The sequence below is a fragment of the Proteus appendicitidis genome (genome assembly GCF_030271835.1).
Classification (GTDB): Bacteria; Pseudomonadota; Gammaproteobacteria; order Enterobacterales; family Enterobacteriaceae; genus Proteus; species Proteus appendicitidis.
The window spans coordinates 2,630,666-2,643,587 of the sequence record NZ_CP127389.1; the positions used below are offsets into that span (position 1 = coordinate 2,630,666).

General features: G+C 39.2%; 11 protein-coding genes. 2 read left to right on the plus strand and 9 right to left on the minus strand.

Features of this window, described 5'->3' with window-relative positions; genetic code table 11:
* Positions 1-5 precede the first annotated feature (5 nt).
* The 3 genes from menH to QQS39_RS12415 all read right to left on the minus strand — a co-directional run bounded on the left by menH (position 6) and on the right by QQS39_RS12415 (position 4,120).
* Entirely contained in the window at positions 6-773 is a 768-nt protein-coding gene (gene menH / locus QQS39_RS12405) for a 2-succinyl-6-hydroxy-2,4-cyclohexadiene-1-carboxylate synthase (protein ID WP_151435564.1), read from the minus strand.
* Positions 748-2,442 carry a 2-succinyl-5-enolpyruvyl-6-hydroxy-3-cyclohexene-1-carboxylic-acid synthase gene (gene menD, locus QQS39_RS12410; RefSeq protein WP_285804639.1) on the minus strand — a complete coding sequence of 565 codons (1,695 nt, stop codon included), beginning with the start codon at positions 2,440-2,442 and terminating at the stop codon, positions 748-750. The genes menH and menD overlap by 26 nt, the downstream gene beginning before the upstream one ends.
* 346 nt (positions 2,443-2,788) lie before the next feature.
* Positions 2,789-4,120 (minus strand): isochorismate synthase, encoded by a 1,332-nt coding sequence (locus QQS39_RS12415; protein ID WP_285804640.1) that lies wholly within the window; start codon positions 4,118-4,120, stop codon positions 2,789-2,791.
* A gap of 210 nt (positions 4,121-4,330) precedes the next feature.
* Between QQS39_RS12415 and QQS39_RS12420 the strand changes: the two genes are divergently transcribed.
* Positions 4,331-5,545, plus strand: a complete 1,215-nt coding sequence (locus tag QQS39_RS12420) for an alpha-xenorhabdolysin family binary toxin subunit A (RefSeq protein WP_285804641.1) — start codon at positions 4,331-4,333, stop codon at positions 5,543-5,545.
* Positions 5,546-5,560: 15 nt separating this feature from the next.
* Complete coding sequence (locus QQS39_RS12425; RefSeq protein ID WP_285804642.1) at positions 5,561-6,604, plus strand: alpha-xenorhabdolysin family binary toxin subunit B; 1,044 nt, start codon at positions 5,561-5,563, stop codon at positions 6,602-6,604.
* 72 nt (positions 6,605-6,676) lie between these two features.
* On the opposite strand, the gene nuoN is transcribed toward QQS39_RS12425, so the two are convergent.
* From nuoN to nuoI, 6 genes are read right to left on the minus strand one after another with little or no spacing between them, the layout of a single operon-like run.
* Positions 6,677-8,146, minus strand: a complete 1,470-nt coding sequence (nuoN, locus tag QQS39_RS12430) for an NADH-quinone oxidoreductase subunit NuoN (protein WP_285804643.1) — start codon at positions 8,144-8,146, stop codon at positions 6,677-6,679.
* A 6-nt stretch (positions 8,147-8,152) separates the two neighbouring features.
* Positions 8,153-9,682, minus strand: coding sequence for an NADH-quinone oxidoreductase subunit M (gene nuoM, locus QQS39_RS12435; protein WP_100158484.1), 1,530 nt, complete (start codon positions 9,680-9,682; stop codon positions 8,153-8,155).
* 19 nt (positions 9,683-9,701) lie between these two features.
* Complete coding sequence (nuoL, locus tag QQS39_RS12440) at positions 9,702-11,537, minus strand: NADH-quinone oxidoreductase subunit L (protein ID WP_151435570.1); 1,836 nt, start codon at positions 11,535-11,537, stop codon at positions 9,702-9,704.
* Positions 11,534-11,836 carry an NADH-quinone oxidoreductase subunit NuoK gene (gene nuoK, locus QQS39_RS12445; RefSeq protein WP_099073810.1) on the minus strand — a complete coding sequence of 101 codons (303 nt, stop codon included), beginning with the start codon at positions 11,834-11,836 and terminating at the stop codon, positions 11,534-11,536. Before nuoK ends, nuoL begins: the two co-directional genes overlap by 4 nt.
* Complete coding sequence (gene nuoJ, locus QQS39_RS12450; protein ID WP_100158482.1) at positions 11,833-12,366, minus strand: NADH-quinone oxidoreductase subunit J; 534 nt, start codon at positions 12,364-12,366, stop codon at positions 11,833-11,835. Before nuoJ ends, nuoK begins: the two co-directional genes overlap by 4 nt.
* 12 nt (positions 12,367-12,378) lie before the next feature.
* Positions 12,379-12,921 carry an NADH-quinone oxidoreductase subunit NuoI gene (gene nuoI, locus QQS39_RS12455; protein WP_006533299.1) on the minus strand — a complete coding sequence of 181 codons (543 nt, stop codon included), beginning with the start codon at positions 12,919-12,921 and terminating at the stop codon, positions 12,379-12,381.
* Position 12,922: the final 1 nt, after the last annotated feature.

Genomic DNA, 12,922 nt, shown 5'->3' on the forward strand with positions numbered 1-12,922 from the left:
TTCCTTTAACCAAAGAGGGATAAAACATGATTTATCACCGCCGCATAAGCAACAGGCTGTGCCTGATGGGCATTATGTCCAGCGTGCGGGATAGTCGTTAATGGCAGCGAATATTGCTGCGCAATAGATTGAAATTTATTATCTTTCTCACCACAAAGCCAAATAAACGGCAATGTGAGTTGCTGTAACTCTGTGACAAGCCAAGGCTGATTACCTAAAGAAAGCGTTTCTAAACTTTCTGCAATACAAAAACCAGCATTACGACAACGTTTTTCAACGAGGAATTGGCGTTTCTCATCACTTAAATCGGCAAATACGGGTTGCTGATACCATTGTGTCAATACGTCACGGATAGGCTCATTACGAAAACGCTCAGCCCAGTGTTTATCATGTGCAATGCGACTTTGTCTTTCTGTTGCATCATATAAACCCGGATTTCCACCTTCTACAATCAACCCCATTAATCCCGTAGTATCACCAAAACACGCATGATACATCGAAATTCTGCCACCTAACGAATAACCAATTAACCAATAGTGGTCAATACCTTGCTCTTTAAGTGTCTCTGTCAGCAAGGTACTCACTTCAACAAAATTTTTCGCGCTGATAGAAGCAGAACCACCATGACGAGGCAAATCAATCACCAGTGATGGGTATTCATGGCAAGCCTGAATAACAGGCTCCCATTCACAACCCTCACCTAATAGCCCATGCAACCAAACTAACCAAGGCCCTTCATTATGGGTATTATATCGTTGACATGCTAAAGTCATGAGATGTTACCTGTTTTACCAGCTGATTTAATGTTTTTGCACCATCAGTATCATCAACAATTAATTCAATTAATGTCGTTGTTGGCGCCCCTGCCCAGCATTTCTGAACAGTCGTTAACAGTGCATCCCAACTTGTTGGTGATACATAATGCAAACCAAACATTGCGGCTGCATGTTTGAAATTTAGTGAATGAGGCATACAGTAAAAGCGTTCTCGCTCTGCCTCTGGCGTTGGTAGCATTGAAAATATTTGCCCACCGTTATTATTCACTACGATAATAACATTAGGCGCATAAACTTGTTGATGTAACGCTAAACTATTTAAATCATACAGTGCAGATAAATCACCCAATATTGTTAATGTGGGCTTTTCTGTTGCACGATGAACACCCGCAGATGTTGAAATTAAGCCATCAATACCACTTGCGCCTCGATTACTCATCACAGGATAACCTTGTGGTAACTGAGCAAATGCATCGATTAATCGTACTATCAGACTATTACCAACAAATAATTGTCCATCATTAGGAAGTAATTTATCTAATTGGTGCGCAACCTGTGCTTCACCAAAATAATCGGTTATTTCACTGACTGTCTGATAGGTCTGTTTAGCGATATGAGTTAATGCATTAGCCCACGGTAAATTATCGACCGCAGAATGTGCTGTTAACCACTGCATTGGTGATAACGTAAATTTCTCACCTTGATGATGACCCGGATCTAAGCGCCCCGGAATTGGATCAATAATCCAATACGTTTTGGGAGAGCATCCTACTTGCCATTGTAATAAGCGTTTTCCTGTTAAACTAGAGCCAAATTGAACAACGATTTCAGCTTTATTTAATTCTGATTTTATCTGTGGATTATTCAACCATAAATCGGCACAAGGTAGTGGCTGCCCTGTTTGAGATAATACATCACCCAATAAAGGCCAACCTAATTGCGCAGCCCATTTTGCAACTTCAATCCCCTCTTCTGGGCTAATACGCCCTGCAATAACGACCCCTTTTTTCTGGCGTATAACATCCCATTGAGGATGCGTTGATACAGCGGTAAAAAGAGATCCTTGTAACCACGGCTTATCACTTTGCCACCAATGACCTAACACCTCAGTCCACGGAGTGGATGTTTCAATATCATCACCATATAACGGCTCAGCAAAAGGACAATTGACGTGTAATGCGCCATGAACCAATGTGTTCATCGCATTATCAAGTGTAGAAACTAACCAATTTGCGGGAATATCAGTTGTCGGTCGTGGTAAAGAGAGTGTTTGTGAAGGATGAGTTGCAAAAATACCTTGCTGACGAATTGCTTGATTCGCACCACAATCAATTAATTCAGGCGGTCTATCTGCGGTTAAAAAGATCACTCGTTCACCCGTTAATCCTGCTTCAATTAAAGCGGGATATAGGTTAGCGACCGCAGTACCCGATGTCACAATAACAGCAACCGGTTCTTTCGATGCTTTTGCAAGCCCTAATGCTAAATGCCCCAATCCACGCTCATCAAAATGCGTATGACAGGTTAATTTATGATTTGCGGCTGCGGCAAGTGTTAAAGGTGTCGAACGAGATCCGGGTGCAATACAGATATGGCGTAAACCATGACGAGTCAAAGTTTCGAGTATAACTTTAGCCCATTGGCGATTAAACGAACTATTAGACATTGATCATCCCAACAACGAAAACCTGCAATTGCTATTATAATATCTGTTCCTAAATACTTTTCTTTAGCCTAGTTCAATGAACAGTCGTTTTCGTTAAATAAATCGTTAAAGAAACACTCAAAGAGTGCATTATTTAGGCTAATCATCCACTCTATTTTCAATGAATTCTTTTTATCGTTAAGAATAAGAATAAATAGCACAAGTGGCTTAAAGAATAGCATCAATTAGTTAACAAATCGTAATAGTTAATTGAAAAGTAGCACTAAAAATGCACTTAAAATAAAACCATCAAATTATGATGGTTTTAATAATGCTATTTAATAAATTTGAGACTATCTGTAAATAATTAACTCTCTTTTTCCAACAATGTGCGTAGGCCTGCGGCTTTATTCTCAATTTCGGTCCATTCTTGTAGAGGATCTGAACCTGCAACAACACCGGCACCTGCATAAAGTGTCAGAGTATTATCATGCAGTTCGCCACACCGTAGACTGACTGCAAACTCTGTGTGTGGTAATCCTAAATACCCTGCTGAACCCGCATACCAACGGCGTTCAAAAGGTTCATGTTGACGAATAAAAGCACGAGCAATGCTACGAGGTAAACCACATACGGCAGCAGTAGGTTGAAGTCGTTTTAAGCAGTCAATATCATTAGAATGAATTAATTTGCCATGTATATAGCGACGAAGATGCTGCACTTTACGCAACCGAATAACATCTGCGGGTGAAACATCGATACCTTCTACACCACCCTGTAATCGTTGACAAATATCATCGACGACCACCAGATTTTCATGCTGATTTTTTTTGTCATTCATCAACCAATCTGCAAATTCTGTCGCTTGTTGTTCATTGTCAGAGCTGGCTGCCGTTCCTGCTAACGCTTCGGTATACAGCATCAACTCATCACGCTTATATAATCGTTCTGGGGTTGATCCCATAAATGCATCAGAAGGCGAAAAAGCCAGCATATAATGATAGCAGTGATGATTAACATCACGACTTGCTTTCATAAATTGAATCGCTTTTAGCGGATTATCCATCGTCAAGCAAGTTGCCCTTGCGGGGACAACTTTTTCAAATAAGCCTTGGCTAATCTCATCTAAAGCAATATTGAGATAGTGAGTCCACTGCTCTTGCGTTAAAGAGTGATTAACATGCGTCACAGAAACAGACAGTGGTTCAATTTCTACGGCTTGATTTAATGTTTGCAGAAAATCTAATGTATTTTGCTTATCACCTTCATCCAACATATTGAGATGAACAGAAAGCTGTTGCTGGTGGCGTCTAATTTCAATGCGAGGCAAAAAAAGGTAGGCATCATCACCTTTTACTTCATCAATACGACCCGGAATAATGGTATCCCACGCATTCAAGCCCCAAATACGGACATCATCAATACAGAGATCCGATTGATGCACAGCTAAAAATTGGTGTGCATCTTCAATATGATTGAAACAGCGTAATTGTCCACAGGCAGCCACTTCTTCATGCTCATCGCGATGCTGCCAATAAAATTGAGGATAATACGACTGCGCAGCAAGCCATGAGAGCAATGAAAATGAAACCTCTGCCGGCAAGGTGACTTTCAAATGTAAAAGATTACCTTGTGCTGTCAGATTTATATTTTTAACTTTTTCGTACAGTGTCGAAAACACAGGATTAACCTTTTCCACTCCAAATACCCACAACTAATTAAAAGGGAGATTATACGTCTCTATACGAATTATCAAAGGGCTGATTAATTATAACCTTTGTCATTTATCAAAGTTTTGTATTTTTCATGTTACAAAGTAGAAGCATTAACTCGCACTTCTGAAATAACCAACAAATCTTCATTAGATAAAGTGGTAAAGATAAAAATTTTCATACATAAGTGAGGTTATATGGATACAACCACCTTTGAACACGTCGATAAAATTATTGAGACGTCTGATATTCCTAAGGTTGCTTTGGGATTAATATTAGGTATAGATATTGAAGATGGACGACTGCCTGGTATTGTGACATCTCATGATTTAATAAAAATAAAGTCTTATGTTAATAAAGCACTTTCTCTTCCTTACAAAATAGATGATGTCATCAAATTTATTCATTACAGTAAAACAAATGAATCACAACTCTCTCCTGATAATATTTTGTCTCTGTTCATTCAAATACGGGAGCATGCATTTGAATGGAATCAAATTGAATATGCAATAAAGCAACAAGCAATTGATTTAGAAATAATGGGTAGAGAAATCACTTCTACAGGTGAAAGTATCATTTTATTTATTAGTCAAATGCCTTTATTAGCAAAAATATCTACTATTATTAATGACATTTCTGAACAAGAGTTAAAAAATATTCGATACACATCTCAAGATAAAGAAGTTTCAACACAATTAATTCATATATTAGAAAGTATGAAAGAGGATATTGAAAATGAACGTGACAAGACCATAAAAATAAAAGACAGCTTATCTACCTTTAGAAGTAAAATAATGGGAGGCAAAGATAGCCAGAATGTTAATCATCATTCTATTTATCACGATATTCTTAACAAGAAAAGATTTATTAATGAGTTTTATACAGATAATAGTCGTTCACTTATTGAAGAACGAGATTTACTCGTTGAAGAAATAGAAATGCTCAAAGATGAATATAAACACTATGTTGGTCTTGCATTTACAGGGCTAGCAATAGGTGTTATTGGTGTTATTATCACTGGGGGAATATTTGGCTCCAAAGCCGAATCTATACGTAAAAAGAAAAATGAACTGGTTGAAAAAGTAAAAAGAATCAATATTGATATTGATATTTATGCCAATTTATCCTTACATCTAAATACACTTTATATTGAATTATCTGAAATAGAACTATTTATCGAAGATGCAAATATGGCGTTAGAACATATTGAATATGTCTGGCAAGCTATATTAACAGAAATAGAAACATCAATAATCCATTTTAATAAAATTAACAGTGCATTAGAGCTGATTAAATTTAGTATTTACCTAGAAAAAATTATCGCGCCTTGGTATATGGTCATTGGTTACTCAAAGGAGATCTTACTCTCTTTTGATGATGCTCTTTCTACATTTTATTCATCTAAAGATTAACAAAAGGATATTGTTATGAGTCATAATGAAAAACCCGTCAATTTAGAAGAATGTTTTAAACATAATCAATTATTTCATGCGCACAGAAATATTCTCTCTTTAAGTAATAGTAAATGTTATCTAGATAGTACACTTGAGGGAGAAGTCAATAATCTATTAGAAACAAACAATAAAAATATTGAACGCATTATTTATTTTTCACTTAGTTTAAAAAGCAGATTAAGGCAAAGTTTATTTAATGATATTTTTAAAACAATAAATGAAATTGACAATGAGATAAAAACAGGAAATCTTGATAATGAAATAAAAAACAAATTAGAAAAAAAAAGAAAAGAAATAATCAATATATTTTCAAATGAAATAGATGAAGTAGAGAAAATGATAAATGAACATGGTCATTCACTTTCAATTGAAATCAACAAATTAAAAAATAAATTCCTCACAAATAAAGTAATACCTTTTATCTATGATAAAGAAAATGATGTTAAAATATGTTCAGAAGAGATTATTATCTTAGAAAGCACATCAGAAAAAACAAAAAATGAGTTAGATATTATACGTGATAGTGAAGATATCTTACATAAAAGAAATTTTTTCGATCTTTTCAAAAACAAACTTCCTCAGCAACAACAAATTGAAGATCTTAATATTGAAACACAAGAAAAAAACGTTTTATCTTCATTGGTAAAAATACTGAGTAATTTATTTTCCACGTTAGATGCTGGCTTTTCTTATAGTAAAGTTGTTGAAACTCGGCATCAACTTACTTCGCTTTATTTATCACAAATAAAAAGCCTTCATCAATTAAAAGCTAAGCAGCAAAAAATATTATTAAATATGAAACATCATTATAATATTATGGATATTGATTACTTTCTTCATATATTGATTAAACAGTTAACATTTCTATCTGAAAGTTGGCGAGAAATAGCCTTAAAAATATCAATTTTAGAAAACAATATCTTATTAAACGAAGAGATTATTATTCCTATCTTCTCATTTTTAGATGATTTCTCTTTATATTATGAGAGCGCAGACAAAATAAATATTTATCAATAATAATTAAAAAACGGCTCTATAAAAGAGCCGTTTTATTATTTAACTATACGTTATTACAACACGTTATTACGATTAGTTGATTGCAGGTGCAATAATCGCAAAATTCGTTAATTCAATAAGTGGTTGTGGCCATACACCTAAGGCAATCACAACAACTGCACAGATTAACGCAACAAATGTTGCCATATTTTGTGATGTTGTAGAAATCGCAGGAGTGTTGTCGTTGTCTGGTTTGCGTAAAAAGACAATAGCCGCAGCACGTAGGTAGTAGAATAAGCCAATCGCACTACCTAACACAACCATACCTGTTAACCACCATAAGCTTGAGCTAATGCCCGCAATGATGACATACAGTTTACCAATGAAACCTAATGTAATTGGTACACCTGCCAGCGATAACATCATCAGTGACATCACCACAGCCACAACAGGACGACGCCAGAATAAACCGCGGTAATCTTCCAGTGAGTCCATTTCGCTTTCACGATAAGGGCTTGAAGCTACTGCAATAGCACCAAACGCCCCGAGACTTGCAAACAAGTAGCCAGCTAAATAAATTTCAGCGGTTTCTTGTGCTAATACAGGGCTGTATTGCAGCACAATTAATGCCACAAGTAGATAACCGAGGTGCGACACTGAAGAGTAACCCAATAAGCGTTTTACGCTCTTTTGCGTTAACGCCATGATGTTACCAAACAAGATAGAGGCAATTGCCATGAAACCTAAGATCATTCGTAAGGTTTCACTATCCGCAGCTGGCGCTTCAAGGAATAAACGCATAACAACAGCAAAAATACCAATCTTACTTGCCGTCGCTAAGAACGCACCCGTTGGTGCTGGCGCACCTTGGTAAACATCGGGAGTCCATAATTGGAATGGGAATAAAGATAATTTAAACCCAATTCCCACTAGAATCATACCTAAACCTGCGAGCACTAATGGTTTATGGATATTGCTATCACTCAAACTTTGTCCCATTGCAGTGAAGGAGAGGTTCCCTGCTTCTGCATAGAGAAGTGCCATACCAAAGAGTAAGAAAGAAGAAGCTGCCGCAGAAAGCAGCATATATTTGATGCCGGCTTCCAGTGATGGACGTTGTTGGAATGCGTAACCGATAAGACCAAACAGCGGTAATGTCAGTAATTCAATACCAATAAACATCGATGCGAAGTGGTGAGCTGAAGAGAGTAAAATCCCTCCCATCACTGCAATCGCAATCAGCAAGTAAAACTCTTCTTTGTTATCTTGATAGCCTTCTAACCAAGGATAAGCAAAAGCAATAGTGCCAATACCAGAAAGGATCACTAGTGCAGTAAAGAAGCTTGAGTATCCATCAACGTGGTAAAGCGTGGTTACGTCTACTACACCTAATGCATTAACGTAATAGAGCGAACCTAGCGCAATGATGAAACCTGTTGCTGTCAAAGTGGCAATAGTAAAATGATCGCGTCGCCACGCAATGGACAGCATCACAACCACCACCGTCAATCCGACGATCAATAGCGGTAGCATTGCAATCAATTGTTCAGAAGTTATTGTCATGGCGAATTACGGCCTTACTGTTGAAATAGAAGCGGAATACCAAGTCTGGAGATTTTCCATCGCTGATATTGATGTGTCTAATACAGGTTGTGGGAAGAAGCCCAAAATAACCAGTAAAACAACCAATGTGATCAGGATAAAGAATTCTCTCAGATCTAACCCTTTATAGGTTCTTTCAGCTGTTTTCGGTGAACCATAGTAAGCCTGTTGCATCATCCACAGTGCATAGACAGAAGCAAAGACTAAACCAAAGACCGAAATAATAGTGATCAGCTTAAAGTGACCATAAGTACCAAACAGGATCATAAACTCACCAACGAAGTTACCTGTTCCTGGCATACCTAAAGAGGCAACCGCAAAGAACAGTGAAAACGCTGGTAAGAAACGGATGCTTTTCCACAATCCACCCATTTGGTTCATATCACGCGTACCTAAACGCTCATACAGCATGCCACACATGATAAACAGACCTGCTGCTGACAAACCATTGGTGATCATTTGAATAATCGCACCTTGGTAAGCCAATACAGAGCCGGCATAAATCGCAATCACGATAAAGCCCATGTGAGAAATACTACTGTAAGCCGCGAGACGTTTGATATCTGTCTGACGGAAGGCTAACAGCGCTGCATAGAATACGGTAATTAAACCTAACCACATCGCCACAGGTGCCAGCAACGCTGACGCTTCAGGAAAGAGTGGTAAGTTAAAACGTAATAGACCGTAAGCCGCTGTTTTTAGCAAAATACCTGATAAGTCAACAGAGCCTGCTGTTGGTGCTTCTGCGTGAGCATCCGCTAACCAGCCATGAACAGGTACGATAGGCATTTTCACCGCAAATGCCGCGAAGAAACCTAACATCAGAATAAATTGCAGTTCAGAGCCTAATACCGTATGTGCTTGTAGTAAGGTATCGTAATTAAACGTCCAAATACCCGTTTCACGGTAGAAAGCAACCGCAAGACCGATAATGGCCAGCAACATTAACAGACCACTTGCCTGTGTATAGATAAAGAATTTTGTTGCTGCACTAACGTGTTTTTTATCGCTACTTCCTTTGTGTCCCCATAAAGAAATCAGGAAATACATTGGGATCAACATCATTTCCCAGAAGAAGAAGAATAAAAACAGGTCAGTCGCTAAAAATACCCCCATCACACCGGCTAAGATCCACAGCAGGTTAAAATGGAAAGCACCTTGTGATGGCTGATTTTCATTCCACGATGAAAGTACCGCTAAGATACCTAAAATCGCAGTTAGTACAGTCATCAGCAATGACATACCATCAAGTGCAAATTGGATATTAATCCCTAAAGCAGGGATCCACGGCACAAAGTAATACTCTGTCCAACGTGGTGCTCCATCAGCACTAAGTAGTTGATAATCGCCTTGCAACCAAAGTTGCACAGAAATAACGAGTGTTAATCCCATCGTCAGCAACGCAACCCAGCGAGGGACTTGCGAGCCGATTCGTTCAGCCTGCCAACTTAGCAGGCCACCGATGAAGGGAATAAGTATTAGCCAGGGTAATAACATGGCGCAATGTGTCCCTTAATTAAACCAGAAGCAGCAGAGCGATGACCAGCACTGCACCTAAACCGAGAGAAGCCGCATACCAACGTGCTAATCCATTCTCACTGAAACTTAATCCTTTATTGGTTCCTTTAAGCAGGCTACCGAATAGATTAAAGAATTGGTTAACAGGATCATTTTGGATAAGCCACGCCGCCCCTTTATAAGGTTTGACAAACAGCACTTCATACAGTGCATCGAATCCCCAAGCATGGAACCACCATGTTGAGAAGAAACGACCTGTACGAGTATTAGCAACCTTAGAAACACATTGACGCTGTTTCAGGTATAACCATGCTGCAATGGCAACGCCTACTATCGCTACCACACCAGAAAGCGCTTCTAATACATATTTACCCTCATGCGATGCGTTTCCTTCAGGGAAAACAGCACCTAACGGCTGAGTAATTAATGCACCGATAAATGTTGATAACAGTGCTAATACCGCTAATGGGAAAGTATGAGTAAACCCTTTAACTTGGTGTGCTTCGGTTTTGGTTTCACCATGGAATACGATGAAAATCAAACGGAAGGTATAAAGTGACGTAAATAACGCGCCAACTAAACCTGCAAGCATTAAATTGAAATGCCCGTTTGAATACGCACCCCATAAGATTTCATCTTTACTGAAGAACCCTGCTGTTAACAGTGGTAATGCCGCTAATGCGCCACCACCAATGAGGAAACAAGCATAAACAAATGGGATCTTCTTACGTAACCCGCCCATCTTAAAGATATTCTGTTCGTGGTGGCAGGCAATAATCACAGAGCCTGCAGATAAGAACAGTAATGCTTTAAAGAAAGCGTGGGTCATTAAGTGGAAAATTGCCGCATCCCATGCTTGAGCGCCTAAAGCCAAGAACATATAACCAATTTGGCTCATGGTTGAATAAGCAAGAATACGTTTGATATCGGTTTGTACTAAAGCCGCAAAGCCCGCTAACACTAATGTGACTGCACCAATAATACCGACTAACTCAAGTACTTCAGGTGCCATTAAGAATAGCGCGTTACTACGTGCAACCAAGTATACACCTGCCGTAACCATCGTTGCGGCGTGGATTAATGCAGATACTGGTGTAGGACCTGCCATCGCATCCGCTAACCAAGTTTGTAATGGAAGCTGTGCTGATTTACCTACTGCACCGCCTAATACCATCAACATTGCCCAGTTAATGACACTTGAACCTACTGCTAATTGCTCAGGCGCAAGTACGGCCATTTCACGGAAACTCAATGTGCCTAATTGGTCAAACAGGATAAACATACCGATAGCTAAGAACACATCACCGATACGCGTTACGATAAACGCTTTCATCGCAGCTGCGCCATTAGCAGGATTGCTATAATAGAAACCAATTAACAGGTAACTACATAGACCAACCCCTTCCCATCCCATGTACATCAGCATCATATTATCAGCCAGTACTAAGACAACCATACTTGCGATAAATAAGTTGGTATAAGCAAAGAAGCGAGAATACCCTTCTTCTCCACGCATATACCAAGATGCATACATATGAATAAGGAAGCCAACACCGGTAATCACACCCAGCATTGTTAATGAAAGACCATCAAGAACCAGTGTAAACGGAATATTAAAATTCCCTGCTGACATCCAGTTCCATAAAGTCAGAACTTGAGTTTCTTGCCCGTTAGCAAAGAAATCCATACCAGCCCAAAGTGCAACGAGGGCAGATAAACCAACAGAACCTGTACCAATCCATGCTGATACGTTTTCAGACCAACGACCATGCGAGAAAGCGAGCAGTAAGAATCCCAGGAGTGGTAGCAGAATGGTTAAATAGAGTATATTCATCCGCGCATCTCACTGACTGTATCAATATTGATGTTTTGGCGATGTCTATGAAGCTGTAACAACAATGCCAGACCAATACTTGCCTCTGCCGCCGCCAAACTGATTGCCATGATATACATTATCTGACCATCTGTTTGACCCCAAAAGCTACCACCGACAACAAATGCCAGTGCAGCTGCATTAATCATAATTTCTAGTCCGATCAACATAAACAACAGGTTGCGGCGAAGTACTAAGCAGGTAAAACCTAACACAAACAGTACCGCAGCCAAGATCAAACCATGTTGAAGAGGTATCATTTTTGCTCCCCTGCGTTTTCGTTTTCGACGAGATCGTCATGGCTCTTATCACGACCAATGTGGTAAGCAACAATCAATCCAGACAATAAGAGAACAGATGCTAACTCAACAGCCAGAATATAAGGCCCAAATAAGCTAATACCGACCTCTTTCGCGCCAATCACTTCTCCAGCAATTTCACCGTGAGTGACACTACTAATAGCGTAAATTAACACGACTAATAGCATCAGAGATAAAAGCGCAGGCCCTATCCAAAACTTCGGTTGTAGCCACTTTTTCTCTTGATCAACGACGGATTTACCTAAGTTGAGCATCATCACCACGAAAACGAATAACACCATAATAGCGCCAGCGTAAACGATGATTTCTAATGCACCCGCAAAATAGGCACCTAACGAGAAGAAAACCACAGAGAGCGCAATCAATGAAATCACTAAGTACAACAAGGCGTGTACAGGATTGGTATGAGTGATCACTCTCAATGTTGCAAGGATGGCAATCAGCCCCGCGATGTAAAATGCAAATTCCATGAATATCGCTCCTTACGGTAACAGGCTTTTGACATCGATAGGTTTAGCTTCATCATCCGCATCACCTTTATCTTTGCCGTTAATCGCCATACCTGTTTTACGGTAAAAGTTATATTCAGGATATTTGCCTGGCCCTGAAATCAACAGATCGTCTTTTTCATAAACCAAATCCTGACGCTTAAACTCACCCATTTCAAAATCAGGCGTTAATTGCAACGCCGTTGTTGGGCAAGCTTCTTCACATAAACCGCAGAAGATACAACGAGAAAAGTTGATACGGAAAAACTCCGGATACCAACGACCATCTTCATGTTCTGCTTTCTGTAATGAAATACAGCCAACTGGACAGACTGCTGCACACAAGTTACAAGCAACACAGCGTTCTTCACCATCAGGATCACGCGTCAACACAATTCGTCCACGATAGCGTGGTGCAACATTGACAGGTTCTTCCGGGTACATCTGTGTTTCGCGTTTGGCGAAGGCATGTAAGCCAATCATCCAAATGCTTCGTACCTGGGTGCCGAAACCAGTCAATAACTCTTTTAAAGTCATG